This window comes from Rhizobium sp. LCM 4573 (assembly GCF_001854865.1).
Taxonomy (GTDB): Bacteria; Pseudomonadota; Alphaproteobacteria; order Rhizobiales; family Rhizobiaceae; genus Neorhizobium.
In genome coordinates this window covers 1,005,366-1,022,819 of sequence record NZ_MDDW01000001.1, presented here as the reverse complement: position 1 = coordinate 1,022,819, position 17,454 = coordinate 1,005,366, and the positions used below count along the sequence as shown (strand labels likewise).

Below are 17,454 nucleotides of genomic sequence, written 5' to 3'. Positions count from 1 at the left end.
CGCCGTCAATGCCGAATTTGCAACCGGGGCCCGGGGCTGAAAGCGAGGATATCTATGAAAAGCTGGAGCGCGCTGTGGAAGAATGTCTGAAGCTGTCGTCCGATACCGCCACCAGTTCAGCAACGATATCCCGATTGGAACCCAAGAGCCCGCAACCGAACACGGCGCGGCCACCTGACAATTCCCAAACAGCCGACATCCTGCCCATGCCCGCGAGCGAGCGGGTCGTCGAGCCCGAGATCGAAGTTCGGCCGAAACCGGCCGGCGAGCAACCTGCCGAGGGCAAAGGCGCCGAAGGCATGGTCACTATAGAGGGGGATACGGGGCCGCTCAGGACTGGAAGCACTCCTCCCGGAAAGTCGCCCACCGCCGGTGGCGGGACCGGCTCGGGCGGAGGAGGCGGAAAATTTCATAAGCGGCTCGAGCCGGTGGACTTTTCCGCAAGCCTCAAGGCCGGCGTCGATGCCGTGCGCACGAACCTGACGTTCGTGATGCTGTTCACGGTCGCCAGCAATATCCTCGTGCTGGCCATTCCGATCTATCTGTTCCAGATATCGGACCGGGTATTGACGAGCCSCTCGCTCGACACTCTGGTCATGCTGACGATCATCATCGTGGCGGCAGTCGTGCTGCAGGCGGCATTCGACGCTTTGAGGCGCTGCATCCTGATGCGCACGGCGGTGGAAGTCGCCGCGCAGCTCGGGGCTCCTATCCTGAGTGCTGCCGCGCGCGCCTCGCTGCAGAGCAACGGCAAGGAATACCAGATCCTCGGAGATCTGCAGCAGGTCCGCTCCTTCCTGGTATCGCGAACCCTGCTGTCCTTCCTGGATGCGCCGATCGCGCCGGTTTTCGTGCTCGCCGTTTTTCTGATCCATCCCCATCTGGGATATATCGTCGTCCTGACGGCGCTCCTGCTTCTCGCCTTCACGCTCGTCAACCAGCGCATGACGGCTGAACCCTTCGCGGAAGCCAATACCGCCCAGGTGAAGGCCAATCTCCATCTCGAATCCATGTCGCGAAACTCGCAGATCATCAACGCGCTGGCGATGATCCCCGAGACCGTGCAGATCTGGGGAAGGGATACCGCCTCATCGCTGAGGTCGCAGGTCGTCGCGCAGGACCGCAATATCACCATCGCATCCATTTCCAAGGCCTGCCGGCTCGTCACCCAGATCGCCATGCTCGGCTGGGGCGCGTATCTTTCGATCGAGGGAGAGCTTACCGGCGGCATGGTGATCGCGGCATCCATCATCGCCGGCCGTGCGCTTGCACCGATCGAAGGCGCTATCGAGGGCTGGAACCAATACAGCCAGTCGCGCGCCGCCTATGGCCGCATCACGGCGCTCCTGAAGTCATCGCCCCTCAATTTCGAGCGGCTGAACCTGCCGAAACCGGAGGGCCGCCTAGATGTCGAGAGGCTGCTTTACGTGCCGCAGGGGACCAAGCGCGTGGTGCTTAACGGCATTTCCTTCTCGCTACAGCCGGGGGATTCGCTTGCGATCATCGGTAATTCCGGAGCGGGCAAGACGACGCTCGGAAAGATGCTCGTCGGTTCGATCCTGCCCACATCCGGAAATGTGCGGCTGGACCTCATGGACCTTCGCAACTGGGATCAGCGGCAGTTCGGCGAAAATATCGGCTACCTGCCGCAGGATGTGCAGCTCTTCCCCGGAACGATCAAGGCGAACATCGCCCGCATGCGGCAGGATGCCACCGACGAGCAGATCTATCGGGCCGCGATGCTTGCCGACGTTCACGAGATGATCGCCAATCTTCCGCACGGATACGAGACCGTGGTGGCGACGGATGGCTCGCCGCTCTCCGGCGGCCAGAAGCAGCGTATCGCCTTGGCCAGGGCTTTCTTCGGCGACCCGCGCATGGTGGTGCTGGACGAGCCGAACTCGAACCTCGACGGCGCGGGCGATGCGGCACTGCTGCGTGCGCTTCAGCATGCCAAGGAGAACCGGATTACCGTTGCTACGATCACCCAGCGGCCGGCGCTTTTGAACACGGTCGACAAGATCCTGCTGATCGTCAACGGCACGGTTGCGCTGTTCGGCATGCGCATGGAGGTCCTCAAGGCGATCGAAGCGCGCGGCATCAGCATCGAGAACGGCTCTTTCGGCCATCAGCTGCAGTAGGAAATGAGAGGTCAACATGCCCGAAGGTCCGAAGCTCCACGACATAGAGTGGTATTCCGAGGTTCCGCGCTCGATCTGGAAGCATACGACAGCAGGGATCGTCCTCGTGGCGGTCGCCTTCGGCGGGTTCGGAACATGGGCTGCGACCGCGCCGCTTGCTGCGGCGGTGATCGCGCAGGGCAGTTTCGTCGCGACCGGCCGCAACAAGGTCGTCCAGCATTTCGAGGGCGGTATCATCAAGGAACTGCTTGTGAAGGAGGGTGATCAGGTGGTCGAGAACCAGCCACTCGTCCTGCTCGACGAGACGGCGGCGAAGGCCAAGAAGCGGGAGCTTTTCCTGCGACGGGTGAGGTTGGAGGCGACGGCTGCCCGGCTCGCGGCGCAATCTGAGATCGCCGATACGATGACGCTTCCCGATTTTCTTGGTGATATCAAGGACGACCAGGACGTCTCTTCGCTGGTGCTGACGCAGCAGCTCAACTTCAAGGCTCAGCGCCTCAAGCTCGCCACTGAGCTTTCCCTGCTGCGGCAGAACATCAAGGCACTGGAATTCCGCAGCGAAGGCTACAGCCGGCAAAAGGAAGCGCTTTTCCGCCAGCTTGCGCTTTTGAAGGACGAATATGAAACAAAGCGCGTTCTTCTGGCCAAGGGCCTGCTGCGGGCAACCGAGGTGAAGGCGCTCCAAAGAGCGATCGCCGATGCCGAAGGTCAGATCGGCCGGCTCGAGGCCGAGGTCGCCGAAACCGGCGCGCAATTGCTGAAGGAGCAGCAGGAAATCGCGCGCGCCGAGGATACCTATCGGGAAGAAGYGCTCGACCGCCTGCAGTCCATTCAGGGCGAGCGGGATGCCGTGCGCGAACAGTTCCGCGAAGCCGACGACGTCTTGCGGCGCGCCACGATCGTGGCGCCGGTTACCGGCACAGTCGTGCGGACCTATTACCACACCACCGGCGGCGTCATCGAAAGCGGGAAAGGGATCATGGAAATCCTGCCGGCGGGAGTGCCGCTGATCATCGAGGCGAAGGTTCCCCGTAACGAGATCGACAGCGTGAAGATCGGGCAGACATCGAGCATACGTCTGGTGGCGCTGAACCAGCGCACGACGCCCGTCATCTACGGCGATGTCATCTATGTCTCGGCCGATGCGCTGGAAGACAACAAGGCGAATCCAGCCAACAACCATGATGTCTACATTGCCCGCATCAACGTTTCGTCGCAGGAGCTTGCTAGGGTGAGGGGCTTCACCCCCCAACCGGGCATGCCGGCCGAGGTGATGATCCAGACCGCCGAGAGAACCTTCTTCAGCTATCTCGTGAAACCGATCACCGACAGCATGTCGCGGGCATTCRCCGAGCGCTGACGGGCATCGGGAAAAGGGAAATTGCCTGCGGCTGGCGGCAGGCTGCGCGCGCGGCGGTGACCTGAGCAGGCACGCCCGCCGAGCGGGAATGYCGGGGCCTCCTCTCCCTGGCTATCCCATCGTGCGGATCGATCAGTTCTTGGCCGGTCTCTGCTGTTCCTTGATGCTCGTATAGGACCCCAGCCTAGCTCCGCACCGGAAGCACCAGAGAATATCTTCGCTGTCCAGAAGCTCATCATCGTGGATCGCCACGGTGTGATGGCAGCCGGCACAGTGGAACGTCATCCTTTTCAGGAGATTGGTGTGCATTTTGTCCTCCTCCGTCAGGTGGAGCATTGATTCCGCTCCGAAATAGAGTGTCCAAAAAGACAAATGCGCATGCGATAGAGAGGCCGATGGGCCGTATGCTGTTTGATACTGTCCTCGTGGGAACGGCACCTCACCTCCCATTCGCCGGAGGTGCCAAAGGACAGGACGTCTGAACGTGAAGACTACAAGCCTCGGGGCGAACGATATCACAGGCTGAGGCCGAAGTCATTTTCACCAAAAAGATGAAGGCTCGACCGTTTTTCCCGTTCGAGCCTTCAATTGGACTGTTTTGGCGGGATAATTTTCTTTTGGTTGCATTCTGAAGTCAATTCAATCGAATGGTCTATGCCCGGAGGGTCCCCGCCAGGGGAAATTGCAGCGCGGGTGTTGCCGGTTTGCAATTTCARGGCTTCGAGGTTGTGCTAGGCTTGCCCGGCGGACTTGAGCAGAACGCCTTGGGTTTCGGCGGGGTGAAAAGGCCGGTCGCCGCTTCGGTGACCGGCCTTTTTCGTGCGCGGCATCACGCCACGAAAGCGTTATAAAGCTGGCTGCCCCAGGAAAGCGAGCGATCAAAGAACTTCTGCCGGCCCTTGGCCAGCATATCCTGCAGCTCGTGCAGTTTTTCGGTATCGTTCGCCAGCGAGGCCAGCGCGGATGTCAATGCTTGCGCATCGTCCGCGGGAAACTCGACGCAGGCTTCGGCGACGAGCTCCTTCGCGGGCACGACCGAACTTAGGATCGCAGGAACTCCGTGTACGGCCGCTTCCACCACCACGAGCGCCAGCCCTTCGGGGAAGGTGCTTCGGGTCGGACAGACGAGGAGGTCCGTGCGCTCGAGCTCCCGGTGCACGTCTTCCGCACTGAGCTGTCCCAGCATGCTGATCCGGCTGCGGTGCGGGGATAGAGCCATGCGCCTGCGCAATTCGCTCTCGACCTCTCCGGTGCCCGCGAAAGTCAAGGTCAGGCCGGGGTTTCGAAACGCCACGGCTTCGAAGGCTGTCAGAAGATCGAAGACCCCTTTCTCCTCCTGAAGACGGCCGAGGAACAGGATGCGGGTCAATTGCTCGGACCGTCGCGGAACCCTCAGGAATTTCGAGAGTACCTGCGGTACTTCCGAGTAAAGGCCGGTTCCGGCGCCGGGCCGGAGTTCTATGACCTGCCGCCTGGTTTCCTCGGAAGTGCAGACGCCGGAGCAGACGCGCTGCATCGACATGCTCGTCATCCGCCGCTTCAGCCGATCCTTGAGAGTGTTCGACTTGAGGCCCATCGGCCAGAAATTGTTATGCGCTGTCAGCACGACGCGTGTGCTTTTGGGAATGGAGCGCATCAGCCACCAGGGAGTGTCGACACCGAGCAGAACGACATGAGGCTCGAATTTCTTCAATTCCCGGGCCACATTCCGGCTGAAGACGATGCTCGCCTTGCGATAGGAGAAGCCGCCGTTTGGGCGGTCGCGCGGGACCCTCACGAAACGGAAGCGAGGGTCGCGATGCTTCGGCAGACCTTCCGGTTCCGAGATGACGAGTGCCATGGACTGCAGCTTCTCGATCAGCGTGTAGAACATCGTGGAATAGGCGACGACAGGCGTGCGCGGGTCGAAACGCCCTTCGATCCAATGATCGAACGTTCCGGCGACGTCGCCGGGCCCGGCGATGAAGGCCACACGAGGCGTTTCGCTGGGCATCAATCCCAGCCGCGACCGGAAGCGCAGCGGAGCATTCTCCGGTATCACGACGAAATCGGAGAGGTTGTCAGTCATACGGATCCCCTGAACCATCGTGCCGAGCATGTCCGTGGACGTTCTACGGCGGCAGCGCTCCGCCCGCCGTTTCGATCATACCGAAGCCGGGCCGGGTTCAGGAACATCACCAGGGATCATCCCTTGGACGTAGGCGTTCCGCGCGCAGCCGCAAGCCCGCCATAAGGATTAGACTACGCTTATTGGAGCACTCGTCGTGATCCCTTCCCGACGCTATCAAGCAACAGGGGATGCCGAGAGGCATCCGCCGCGCTTCCGTCGGCGAGGGCTCATGATGAAGGTGGCTCGCATCCCGTTCGTTTCCAACGGCTTCGTCTCCGCAGGCATCCTCGCGATCGCTTTCGCGATGCTCTACGCGGTCGGAATAGAGGGAATGCTGAAGGCCGCCCCGATCGGCGACGACTTCCTCGTTTTCTATCGCAGCGGGACTCTTTTTCTGGGCGGCACCGATCCCTGGCTGGCATTGATGAATTCGCCACAGCCCTATTCCTATCCGCCGCACTCGCTTTCGATTGTYGCCGCCTACAACTTCCTTCCGCAGCCAGCCGCGCTCTGGCTTCATATCGCCATCAGCCTGATCTCGATCGCGGTTCTTTGCTACCTCGCCAATATCTGGTTCCTGCATATCGACAGCTTCAGGACCATGACGATCGCCCAGGCACTGGCTCTGGCTCTCATCATCGGCAATCCCTATACGGCCACCAGCCTCTATCAAGGACAGATGACCTTGCCGGTCACCGCCGCGCTGCTTCTATCCTGGCACTTCTTGCGGAACGGCCGCTGGTTCGTCTCGGGCCTCCTGCTCGGGATCGCGACCCTGAAGCCGCAGCTTTCCATCCTGTATGTCCTGTGGCTCATCCTGTCGCTCAATATCGCCGTGCTGGTGGTCGGCGGCTTGCTCGCCGCGCTGATGATCGTGCCGGGCGCGCTCGTGCTCGGACCTCTCGTGCCCTTCGAGAGCTGGCTCACCTCGCTCGGGGGATATTCGAGCGTCGCTATCAACGCACCGGGATCGCCATTCGTGGTGGGGCTTGAAAGCCTGCTGGTGGCGCATGGTTTTGCAGCCAGCCGTATGTTGATGGTGATCTCATGCCTGGCGGGTCTCGGCCTTCTCTACGGCTATCGACGTTATCTGAACCGAACGACGACGATCCATGCTCTGCTCGTGCTTTCGTTCACTTTCCTCTATGCCCATGACTATGACTATGTCGCGGTCATCCTGCTGTGGAGCTATGGATTGCTGATGGTGCTCGAAAGCGGCAGTTTCGCCAGGTTCGGATTCTATTCCGCGACGGCGCTCCTCTTCTTCATCCCGCAAAGGCTGTTTCGCGACATCGATTTTCCGCTGCTCGTCCATTCGCGGACGCTCGTGCTCGTCGCGATCTGTATCGCCGTCATCATCTGGAGCAACCGGGCCAGTGAGGCTGCGGTCTTCAGGCGGGCGCAATCCTCCGCCCCAGCCTGATAAATCGTCATGAAAGGGAAGCGTAGCGGCGCGGCTTGCGCCCCATGGCGACCGGCTTGAGGCTGGGTGCGGTGGTGGTTGCCTCGATCCTGCGTCGGACGATGTAGATCGGCCGCTGCTTGATCTCCGAGTAGACGCGGCCGAGATACTGGCCGAGGATGCCGATCCCCAGGATCTGGATACCTCCGAGAAAGAGCATGCTGACCAGCAGCGAGGCATAGCCGGGAACATCCACACCGAAGAGCAGGGTCTTGGCGATGGTAAAGACGCCGTAGAGGAAGGACACGCCGGAAATGCCGGCGCCGATATAGGTCCATATTTCAAGCGGCAGCGTGGAGAAGGACGTGATGCCCTCAAGCGCGAAATTCCATAGCCGCCAGCCAGAGAACTTGGACTTGCCGGCGATCCGGGCCTCTCGCACATATTCGACCGTGGCTGTCCTGAAACCCACCCAGGCGAACAGACCCTTCATGAAGCGTCGGCGCTCGGGAAGCGCCTTGAGCGCTTCGATCACCTGACGGTCCATGAGACGGAAATCCCCCACATCCGCGGGGATCGGCTGCGAGGCGATCAGGTTGTGCAGCCGGTAGAACATGGATGCCGTCCAGTGCTTCAGAAACCCGTCGCTCGACCGGTCGGCGCGCTTGGCGAGCACCACCTCGTAGCCTTCCCGCCACTTTTCCACGAGCAGGGGGATGACTTGCGGAGGGTCCTGCAGATCGCAATCGATAGGGATCGCGGCGTCGCTCTCGCAGGCATCGAGACCGGCCGTCATCGCGGCTTCTTTGCCGAAATTGCGTGAAAGATCGATGATACGGATGCGCGGCTCGCTCAGCTGTGCCTCCATCAGGCATTCCAGGGTGCGATCCCGGCTTCCATCATTGATGAAGATGAAATCGAAGAACACGCCCCGCCGCGACATTGGTTCGAGAACCGAGCGTACGGTCTCGATGAAGGGGCCGACGGTCGCCTCCTCGTTATGGACGGGCACGATCAGGCTGATGGTCGAGAACGGTTTTTCGCCTGCAATCACATTCGTCATGGGAGCGCATCCGGCTTTTCTGGAGAGCTCAACTCTAGGGCTCTGCCCCGCCGTCTGCCGACCTGCCCATTCGGATAAGGACTATGCAAAGGGGTGGAAGAAGAGACGCGCCCTACGCCGATTGGAGAAGGGCGCTCACCCCTTGATGAAGTGCTGGATCGCCTGCCACTTGGGATGGCTCTCGCCCTCGACTTCCAGAAGTCCCCAGCTTCCCCATTTGCTGGGCTCGCCCATGGACGAGAAGACCGCATAGAGATCACCGCCGGAGGCCCACCAGGTCTTCAGGTGCCGGATATAGAGTTCCCCCATACGGGGATCACGGTTTGCCGCGATGAAGAGGCTGGTCAGCTTTTCATTGTTTTCGGCCCCGCCGTGGCCGACCAGGTRCTGGCCACCCTCATAGGCATAGAGCTTGACGCCATATTCCCTGGCGACCGCCGCCTGGGCGAGAATGGCCTTCCTGTTCTCCGTCTCGATTTCACGCTCGAGTTCCAGAAACAGCCGATCGAGCGACCATCCCGAAACCTCCTCCGCGCGTTCGGGCGAGCCGAGCCCGCCTCCGAAATAAGGCGCGATGGCCAACACATCGGCATGTTGCTTCACGCCCTTCCAGGAGAGGATGGTGGTGCTGGTCCAGTCGTTGACGGACTGGGCGGCGTAGATGCCGACGACCCGCTCTTTCTCGGCGCCGAACACATCTTCCCAAATGGCGAGGATTTGGCTCGTGCGGTGGGCATAGTAGCGAAGCTGCGCCTCATAGCCGTTTTCCGAGAAGCCGAGCGCCAGCCCCTGCTTCCCTGAATAATCGGCTTGGCCGAAAATCATGTTCCAGACTTCGTTGGAATATTCGACATTCACTCTGAGATTCGGGTCGAGGCCATCCTTTACCGCAAGCGCGAAGCGGCGGACGTAGTCGTCATCGGCCAGATGAGGCATGTTGAACCAGGGATCGATCTTCACCAGGTTGCAGAGCTCGATCATGTACTCAAGCGGCACGCCAAGATCGGACCGGCCGAACTGACCGACCCTTGGCCGGTCAGCCCACGTGCGAACCGCCGAGTTATTGGTTCCCATCCAGTCCATGAAGCGAAGCGCGGCCATACCTTCGAGACGTTTCAGGAACGGTTCCCGAAAGTTGCTTTCGGGCGTCTGACCGCGCTCGTAGACACGAAGATTGCGGATGGGATCGGCCGGGTCGGTTTCCAGGATGCGGGCAGTGAAAGGATCGGGCTTGCGAAGATTGCGGACGTCGTCGCGTCCCGGCGCGCGTGCCTCCAGCTCCGCCCCGCCCACATAGCCGATCCGGCCCTTGCCGTCGTAGTGGACCGAAAGTTGGACAGGAAGGTTTCTGCGGTGCTCCGTAAAGATCAGGAAACTGTCCAACACCGCTCCCTTCGGAACTTCCTTCGGGTAGCCTTCCGGCGTCATCGGCGGCAAGGGCGTGTCCCATGTGAAAGGCGCGCCTTCGATCTGAACCCGCCAGCGAGCTGCATTATGGGCGAGGTTGGAAAAGACCTGTTCCGTCGCCCAGTAGCTCATGCCGCTGAGATTGAGACCCAGGTGGCCCGAAGGCAGGCCGCCCTCCGTCGTGTGATCGGAACTCGCGCTCGTCAGAAGCAGCACGATAGCCGTGGTCGAGAGGAGTTGCAGAAGCGTGCGGCGGCTCACGGCGAGGTTTTGTTTCCCGGTCCCCATGTCTGCTCCCGAAGGTTTTCGCTGAAAGGCGCCGCGCTCGCATGGCCGCGGATCGCCCGGAATCGAAAGGCAGCAGGGTAGAGAAAACAATCACTCCAAAAGGGGGTGCCATAGGCAGGTCGAAGTAGACGTTACCTCCTTTGGGCAGGCTGTGGCGGCGAGAGCTCGCCTATACGCTGGCGTCGGAACCGTGCGCATGAACACCGCACGATGCCGCATGAGCCCCGGGGAGCGGATATGGAACAGGATGATTGCGAGCGGGAAGCCCCACCATCCCGTCGTGCCGAGCGTGAGCCTCCAGATGCCTGAATATCTTCGAGCACTCACCTATGTTCTGATCATCAGCCTTCCTGCGTTCTACATCGCCAGGAGGATAGCCGTTCCGCTTATCGACGATGATGAGTTCCGGCTATGGCGGAACTGCTGGTTCGCGACCACATGCGCGACCTTCCTGTCGAGGAGCTTTCTGGACTTCGCCTTCGTGCTCGTCCTTATGAGCATTTACATACTTCGTTATTCCAAGCGGCCGGTTCTTCTCTATCTCGTCCTGATGTTTGCGGCGCCATGCGTCGCCGTGGGGATGGGAATTCCGCCAGTCTTCAACAGGATCATCGATCTCAACCCCCCACGGCTGCTTGCGCTCCTGATCCTTCTGCCCATTGCCGTCGATCTCTGGAGAAACCGGGAAAATCGGGAACTCCGCGGCACCGACGCGGCGATTCTGGCCTTCTTCAGCTTCCTTTRCCTGCTTTCGCTGCGGCTCGGAGACTTCAACTCCGTCCTGCGGGTAGTGCCGGGCTATTTCCTCGATATCCTGCTTCCCTACTTCGTTTTCAGCCGCGCCCTGCGGTCGGCCCGGGAGGTGAACCAGGCGCTCCTCGCCTTCGCGGTTGCGACCATGCCGCTTGCGGCAGTCGGCATGTTCGAGATCTGGAGAAGCTGGCGGGTCTATTACGTGGTGCTGCAGGAGTGGGATGTCTTTCTGCTTACCGCATATCTTTTCCGTGACGGGCTGTTGCGCGCGGCCACGACTTCCGTCGAATCCATCGCCTTCGGCTTCCTTTGCATGGTGGGAGGGGGCTGCCTGCTGGCGCTTCGGACCCAGCAGGCCGTCGGCCTGTGGCGCTATGCGGCGCTCGCCCTGATGGTGGGCGGGCTGTTGTCCAGCGTATCGCGCGGTCCGTGGCTCGGCTTCGCATTCTGCGCAGTGGTGCTGCTCCTCACCAATCTGCGGAGATCGCTCCGATTGCTTTTCGGAGGCGTTCCCGTGCTGCTCGCCGTGGCAGCCCTTCATCCGACCGTCATCGACCGGTTCATCAACCTGCTTCCGTTCGTCGGTTCCGCCGACCGCGGCAGCGAGACTTACCGCTCGCAGCTCTTCGAAAACTCGATGATCGTAATCGGCCGTTATCCGCTACTCGGCTCGGAGAGCTTTCTGGGCGAGCCGGAGATGCTGCGAATGATCCAGGGTCAGGGGATCGTCGATGTCGTGAACTCCTATCTGCAGGTGGCCCTGCAATACGGCCTGATCGGCCTCGTCCTCTTTCTGCTGGTCTTCGGAATGGTCGCCGCCAAGATCGCGAGCCTCTTCCTCAGGAGCAAAACGGATATGGTTAGTTATCAGGGCTATCTGGCCCTCCTGCTGGCTGTGCTCTTCACGATCGCGACCACGAGCAGCGTATCGGTCATTCCCCATATCTACTGGGCGCTTGCGGGCATCGGCGCAGCGCTCGTGCGGCTTGGCCTCGGCATCCAATGGGAATTCGTGGACAGGGTCACGAGCAGGATGCGTACCGTTGGGATCGGCCCGACGCCTCCCGTCGCGCAATCGACCGGACGCTTGCAGAAAATGCGCGTGGTGGGCGGGCGATGAGTGCTGCGAAGCAGATCTTACCGATGCGGGACCTCATGAAGCTGGCCGAACAGCTTTCGCGCTTCGGTCTCGTCGGGCTTGCGGCGACTTGCGTGCATCTTCTCGTTTTCAGCCTGGTGATCGATTTGGCAAACCTCGAGCCGTCGCTTGCGAACGTGGTGGGCTTCCTCGCCGCCTTTATCCTCTCGTTCGCGGGTCAATCGAGCTGGACTTTCCCCTCGAAGAGCATCGACCGGCCGCAAAGGCGGCGGCGCTTCCTGCGGTACATCGCCGTCTCGCTAACGGGTTTCCTCATGAATGCGGCCGTCGTTCACGTTGTCGTGGACGTGCTTGCCTACCCTTATACCTACGCGCTGCCGATCATGGGGGTGGGCGTGCCGGCAATCCTTTTCGCCCTCAATAAATACTGGGCGTTCGCGGATATTCGAAAGGAGTGAAGAACATGCGCATTCTCGCAAGACTCGGCGCTGCGCTTGCCGCCTCGGTGCTGTTTTCCGCCGCTCCGATGTCCATGGCAACGGAAGGGGAGCGGCAGTCCGCCCAGGTGCTCTATACGGGCCACAGCTTGATGGACAATCCGCTGCCGGAATATATCGAGCTTATCGCAAGAAGCCTCGGCAAGGAGATCGGCTGGGAACAGCAGATCGTCATCGGTTCGCCTCTGCGGGTCCGCACCTGGGGCGACGGAGGCTGGGCCGGCTACAGCTATGGCAAGAACCGGAGGGGCGACGGGATGAACGTCGTCGAGGAGTTTCGTAACCCGAAGYGCCTGGTGAAGGGCCGTCGCTACGATACGCTGGTTGCGACCGAAGGGCATTCGGTGATCGGTACAGTGATCTGGGAAAATTCCGTCGGCTATCTCAGAAGCTTCCATGATCGGTTGGTGGATGGCAATCCGAAGGCCCGCACGCTCTATTATCACGTCTGGTTGGGCGTGGATAAGGCCGATCCCGAACCTTGGATCAGGCATGAGAGGAATGCCTCGCTGGTTTTCCAATGCGTTGCCCGCAAGGTGCAACTCACCCTCGAGGCGGAGGAGCGGCCCGCCCGGCTTTCGGTCCTGCCCGGTGGCACCGCGATGGTCGAGCTCGTAGAACATGCGCTGAAGGGAAACGTGCCGGCCATATCGGGCACGGTGCAGCAGAAGCTCGACCGGATATTCAAGGACGACGTACACCTGACCGATCTCGGCATCTATTTCATGGCGGCCGTGCACTATGCATCGATCTATCATGCCTCTCCCATCGGGGCGAAAGCGCCGCCTATGCTGCGCCCGGAAACGGCAAAGGCGCTCCAGACGATCGCCTGGAACCATGTGCGCGAATTCGAAGCCAAGACCGATCTGAGCAGCCTGACGATGGAAGATTGCCGCGAAGGAATCGCCAAGAACGCCTGTGAAAGCTACTGGACGATGAAGGGAGAGGTCGGCGAGGTCGGGCGCTGCCGGGATTACTTCGCGAATGCGCGGCCCGAGGCCGACGGTAATCCCTTCGTCTGGCCCGACCCGAACTGGAAGCCGCTCGCCTATCCGGTGGGGCACTGACGCTCATTTGTATTCGATGATCGCCTGCCGCCGGCCGATGAGCCTGTTGACATGGAAACGGGCGATGCCCTGCATTTCGGCGAATTTGCCGAGCACGGCGAAGAGGGCATTGCTCCAGCAGTCGGGGATGGCCTTAGACCTGTGGGCCAGACGGACGACCTGAAGCGGATAGGCCAGAAGAAGCCCGAGAGCGGCCGGCTGGACGGCCGCGCCGACAAGCGCGATCAAAGGCAGGAGAGCGCCCCAGAAAACCGAGCGGCGGACATTCCGCGTCCAGATGCGGAATGGAGAGCCGCGATGCAGATGCGATACTTCCGCATAGGCATGTCCGCAGCGCACGCTTCGTTTCCACCATTGGCCGACGCGGGTTATGTCGGCATCGTGACGGGTCATTTCGGCGGGCAGGCGCCAAATCCGCCAAGCCTTCTCGCGCAGCCGGATACAAAGCTCCGGCTCCTCACCCGCGATCAGATGGTTCGAATAGCCGCCAAGTTTCCGCAGGGCGGAGGCTCTGATCAGAATGTCCCCGCCGCATTCCTGGACCTCGCCCGGAACACCGTCCCATTCCCGATCGCACATGGCGTTAAAAATCGTGCGTTCCGGATGACGCTCCCGACGACGCCCGAAGACCAGGGCGACATCCTTTCGCGCGATCAGGAAGGCGGCGGCGGTTTCGATCCAGCGTCCGTCGACTTCGCAGTCACCGTCGACGAACTGGACGAAAGCCGTACCGGGCCAGCGTTGCATCAGGGCGTCGAAGCCGGCATTGCGGGCGCGAGCCGCCGTGAAGGGCCGGGTCATGTCGAGCTGAAGGACGAAGGCGCAGCGTTCGGTGGCAGCCTCGATGCTGCCGTCGGAGGAGCCGGAATCGACATAGACCGTGCGATCGCGGTATGGCGCAAGGGAATCGAGGCAGCGGATCAGGCGCTCACCCTCGTTCCGCCCGATAACGACCACTCCGGTTGTGGCGCCAAGGGTGGGAAAATCACGGTGAGCTATGGTTGCCGTATCCATCCGGGCGCGCCTCCGGCGCCAGCCGTTTCTCGGATAAGTCTCTCTAACGTTTCTAAAATTTAGCTCGTGTCATGTAAACTTACCCCTTTGGTGGAAGAGGTGAGGGGCGCCTACGCTTTTTGTCCGGCTCAGACTTCGCGGCGTGTTTTGCTATATCCGAAGGAGGAGGCCGCCATTGCGAGCGGACAGGAAAAAGGCGCTTGCGAAATGCGTATCGCGTATTTCACCAACCAGTATCCAGCGCCGAGCCACACGTTCATACGCCGCGAAATCGCCGCGCTCGAAGCACGGGGCCACGAGATCGCAAGATATGCGGTGCGACCCTTCCGAGGCGAGTTGAAGGACCCCGGCGATCTGCAGGAGGCGGAAAAAACCAAGCATATTCTGAAGACGCCCGTACAGCGCGTGCTCGGAAGCCTCTTGCGCAATCTTTCCGCCAATCCCGCTTCGACAATGCGGGCATTCGTCAGTGCGATCCGCTTCGCGCGGGCCTCCGGCGGCCAGTACCTTCGGCATTTCGCCTATTTCTACGAAGGAGTGATCCTGGCTGACTGGTGCCGAAAGGACCGGGTCGAGCATCTGCACGTCCATTTCGGCACGAATCCGGCCACGGTCGCGGTGCTGGCACATCAAATAAGCGGGCTCAGATTCAGCTTTACGGTACACGGGCCGGAAGAATTCGACCGGCCGGAAAGGCTGGCGCTCAACGAAAAGATTTGCGCCTCTTCCTTCGTCGTTGCGGTCAGCTCCTACGGCCGCAGCCAATTGCTGCGCTGGGCTGATCTCAAGGATTGGCGAAAGGTGCAGGTGGTGCGCTGCGGGATTGACGAGCGCTACCTGAAGGATGACGTGGAGGCTCATGGCGTCGAGCCGAGGCTTCTCTGCATCGCGCGCCTATCGGAGCAGAAAGGACATATCCTGCTGCTGCAGGCAGTCGCGAAGCTCAGGGCGGAAGGATTACATTTCAAACTGGTGCTCGTAGGCGACGGACCGCTGAGAGCGGAGATCGAACGGGAGACTGGCCGGCTCGGCCTCGAGGATAGCGTAATGTTGACCGGCACGCTCGCGCAGGAAGCCGTCCGAAGCGAGATCCTGCGGGCAAGGGCGCTGGTCCTGCCGAGTTTCGCGGAAGGGCTGCCGGTCGTGCTGATGGAAAGCCTGGCATTGAAACGCCCAGTAATCTCGACCTATATCGCCGGCATTCCCGAACTGGTGCAGCCGGACAATGGCTGGCTCGTTCCCGCAGGCGACCTCGATGCGCTCGCAAACGCAATGCGGCAGGCGCTTTCGGCCAGCGATTTCGAACTCTTCCGGAAGGGTGAGGCAGGCCGCCGGCGCACGCTGGAGCGGCACGACATCAACAGGTCGGCGGCACTCCTGGAAAGCCTGATGGCACAGGCCGGTACCGCCTGAGGCCGCGGCGCTAATTCAGGCGCCGCGGAATGGGCCGGCGTGGCGGATGAAATCCTGCAGAATATGCGGTGGTGCATTCCCGTTTCTACCTTCGACCAGAAGCCGGGTGCGCCACAGCAGATGGCCGGCGAGCCAGGCGAGGTCGGCGATGATCGCATAAACCGCGCCCTTGTGCTTGAGGTAGTATCGGCGCCTGGATTCGAACCAGTAGACCGGGCGCCTGGAAGGGCGATCGTGCCGCGTGACGCCCGTCGACTGGCCGACGAGATGCACGACCCGGCTCTCCGGCACATGCCAGCAGGGCCAGCCGGCGCGGGCCGCGCGAAGGCAGAAATCGAGCTCCTCGTAATAGAGGAAATATCCCTCGTCGAGATAGCCGACCTCGTTCAACACATCAGTGCGTATGAGCATGCTGGCGCCCGATACCCAATCGATCCGGCTGGCTTCTCTCGGCATATCGGGAGCGATGCGCCAGCGATCGAGCAGGCGCGTGACCGGGCCGAGTTTTGCTTCGCTTTCGAACTCATTGGCAATGGAGGGGAAGCGGAAGGCGCAGGCTTGGCCCCTGCCATCCGGATGCTCCAGGCGGCTGCCGGCTATGCCCGCCTTGCCATTGGCGTCCATGAATTCGACCAATCGGGTAATGCTGCCTGGCCGGGCAACCGTATCGGGATTGAGCAGCAGGACATAACGCGGGTCACCGAAATTGGCCCTGGCATATTCGATGCCTCGGTTGTTGCCATAGGCAAAGCCGCCGTTCACCTCGAGAGCAAGGCTTGTGGTATCGACCCAGCCGTTTTCGATAATGGTTGCAGAGATGCGCTCGGCCGAGCCATCGCCAGAGGCTCCATCGACGACGATGACGCGGGTTTCGGAAGGTACGGTTCCCGGCACATGCAAGGACGCCAGACAATCCATGACGAGATCGGCGGTGCGGAAATTGACGATGACGATCGCCAGCTTGAAGCCGGTGCCGTCGAGGAGATCATCCGGGCCGGAAGACATCAGAGACCGTGCCTCTTCGTCTTGTTGAGGACGACCTGCATGCCCTTGCCGGGCTTGAGATAGCTGCGGCAGATCTCCAGTTCGGAAAGCTTCGAGCGGTTGACCGCCAGGACGAAGACGATCGTGTCGGACTCATCCACGAAGGGAACGGCCTCATCCGAACTCAGCATCGGCGGCAGATCGAGCAGGGTAATCGTGGGCTTCAATATCTGGCGGGCATAGCGCACCTGCGCTCTCATTCGCGCCAGATCGGCCGCAAGCGGAACCTTGCCCGGTCCCCAGGCGGCGCGCAGAAGGTGGATATCCACCCCACGCAGGCCCACCGAGGTCAACCAGCCGCCGAGGGGATCATCCAATAACGGTTCATCGGGCAATCCGAGAACATTTCCGACCGCCGGCCTGCGCGCATTGGCGTCCACGAGCAGTACGCTCGTTCCCGGCACCCGGGCGAAGCTGAAGGCCAGATTGACGGCCGTCACCGTCGCGCCGCAGCCGCGTGTCGGGGCGGTGACCGAAATCACCCGCATGTCACGGTCTTCCGGCTCGTTCAGCAATTGGTTGCGCAGGGCGTCGTAGGCGTGAGCCATGGAGCTATCGCTGTCGAAGGCGATGATGCGCTTGGCGTAGAGAAGCGCGGCGGAGAGTTGCTCGACCTCTTCGCCAGCGGAACCCGCCTCCGAGACGTGGTGCCCGTTGACCGCAATATTCGCCGCTCGAGCGTCGAACTCGACGACCTCGGCATCGTCCAGCCGGTCCACCATTCTGCTGTTGGGCGAGAGATTCTTGATGATTTCCATGGACGCTGTGCCTTTGTAATCTATGCGACTTCCATTCA

The 17,454-nt window shown here is 61.2% G+C and carries 14 protein-coding genes; 7 read left to right on the top strand and 7 right to left on the bottom strand.

The genetic code is table 11. The annotated features are described in order from the left end of the window. Window positions 1–8: 8 nt before the first annotated feature. Both LCM4573_RS05025 and LCM4573_RS05020 read left to right on the top strand, forming a co-directional pair. Window positions 9–2,141 (top strand): type I secretion system permease/ATPase, encoded by a 2,133-nt coding sequence (locus tag LCM4573_RS05025; RefSeq protein WP_244505226.1) that lies wholly within the window; start codon window positions 9–11, stop codon window positions 2,139–2,141. Between the two features lie 16 nt (window positions 2,142–2,157). Further along, complete coding sequence (locus tag LCM4573_RS05020; RefSeq protein ID WP_071005019.1) at window positions 2,158–3,501, top strand: HlyD family type I secretion periplasmic adaptor subunit; 1,344 nt, start codon at window positions 2,158–2,160, stop codon at window positions 3,499–3,501. 132 nt (window positions 3,502–3,633) lie between these two features. Here LCM4573_RS05020 and LCM4573_RS28025 read toward each other — a convergent pair whose 3' ends face one another. Further along, on the bottom strand, window positions 3,634–3,810 hold the full coding sequence (locus tag LCM4573_RS28025; RefSeq protein ID WP_157895484.1) for a hypothetical protein: 177 nt from the start codon (window positions 3,808–3,810) through the stop codon (window positions 3,634–3,636). A 520-nt stretch (window positions 3,811–4,330) separates the two neighbouring features. Continuing rightward, window positions 4,331–5,569, bottom strand: a complete 1,239-nt coding sequence (locus tag LCM4573_RS05010) for a glycosyltransferase family 4 protein (RefSeq protein ID WP_198539680.1) — start codon at window positions 5,567–5,569, stop codon at window positions 4,331–4,333. 271 nt (window positions 5,570–5,840) lie between these two features. Between LCM4573_RS05010 and LCM4573_RS05005 the strand changes: the two genes are divergently transcribed. After that, window positions 5,841–7,034, top strand: a complete 1,194-nt coding sequence (locus LCM4573_RS05005; protein ID WP_071005013.1) for a glycosyltransferase family 87 protein — start codon at window positions 5,841–5,843, stop codon at window positions 7,032–7,034. A gap of 7 nt (window positions 7,035–7,041) precedes the next feature. Here the strand turns inward: LCM4573_RS05005 and LCM4573_RS05000 are convergent, their stop codons facing one another. Continuing rightward, the gene (locus LCM4573_RS05000; protein WP_071005012.1) at window positions 7,042–8,076 is read right to left on the bottom strand and encodes a glycosyltransferase family 2 protein; all 1,035 of its coding nucleotides are present in this window, start codon (window positions 8,074–8,076) and stop codon (window positions 7,042–7,044) included. Window positions 8,077–8,211: 135 nt separating this feature from the next. Then, window positions 8,212–9,771 (bottom strand): hypothetical protein, encoded by a 1,560-nt coding sequence (locus LCM4573_RS04995; protein WP_244505225.1) that lies wholly within the window; start codon window positions 9,769–9,771, stop codon window positions 8,212–8,214. A 301-nt stretch (window positions 9,772–10,072) separates the two neighbouring features. On the opposite strand from LCM4573_RS04995, the gene LCM4573_RS04990 reads away from it, so the two are divergent. Genes LCM4573_RS04990 through LCM4573_RS04980 form a run of 3 tightly spaced genes read left to right on the top strand, consistent with a single transcriptional unit; the run spans window position 10,073 to window position 13,187 of the window. Beyond that, window positions 10,073–11,644, top strand: coding sequence for an O-antigen ligase (locus LCM4573_RS04990; RefSeq protein WP_157895483.1), 1,572 nt, complete (start codon window positions 10,073–10,075; stop codon window positions 11,642–11,644). Beyond that, window positions 11,641–12,081 carry a GtrA family protein gene (locus LCM4573_RS04985; RefSeq protein WP_071005008.1) on the top strand — a complete coding sequence of 147 codons (441 nt, stop codon included), beginning with the start codon at window positions 11,641–11,643 and terminating at the stop codon, window positions 12,079–12,081. Before LCM4573_RS04990 ends, LCM4573_RS04985 begins: the two co-directional genes overlap by 4 nt. 5 nt (window positions 12,082–12,086) lie before the next feature. Further along, window positions 12,087–13,187, top strand: a complete 1,101-nt coding sequence (locus LCM4573_RS04980; protein WP_071005007.1) for a hypothetical protein — start codon at window positions 12,087–12,089, stop codon at window positions 13,185–13,187. A 3-nt stretch (window positions 13,188–13,190) separates the two neighbouring features. Here LCM4573_RS04980 and LCM4573_RS04975 read toward each other — a convergent pair whose 3' ends face one another. Further along, window positions 13,191–14,201, bottom strand: a complete 1,011-nt coding sequence (locus LCM4573_RS04975; protein WP_071005005.1) for a glycosyltransferase family 2 protein — start codon at window positions 14,199–14,201, stop codon at window positions 13,191–13,193. A gap of 207 nt (window positions 14,202–14,408) precedes the next feature. Here LCM4573_RS04975 and LCM4573_RS04970 point away from each other — a divergent pair, with 207 nt between their 5' ends. Continuing rightward, complete coding sequence (locus tag LCM4573_RS04970; protein ID WP_071005001.1) at window positions 14,409–15,614, top strand: glycosyltransferase; 1,206 nt, start codon at window positions 14,409–14,411, stop codon at window positions 15,612–15,614. Window positions 15,615–15,629: 15 nt separating this feature from the next. Here the strand turns inward: LCM4573_RS04970 and LCM4573_RS04965 are convergent, their stop codons facing one another. Further along, window positions 15,630–16,619, bottom strand: coding sequence for a glycosyltransferase family 2 protein (locus LCM4573_RS04965; RefSeq protein ID WP_071005000.1), 990 nt, complete (start codon window positions 16,617–16,619; stop codon window positions 15,630–15,632). Next, window positions 16,619–17,416 (bottom strand): hypothetical protein, encoded by a 798-nt coding sequence (locus LCM4573_RS04960; RefSeq protein WP_071004998.1) that lies wholly within the window; start codon window positions 17,414–17,416, stop codon window positions 16,619–16,621. Before LCM4573_RS04960 ends, LCM4573_RS04965 begins: the two co-directional genes overlap by 1 nt. Window positions 17,417–17,454 lie beyond the last annotated feature (38 nt).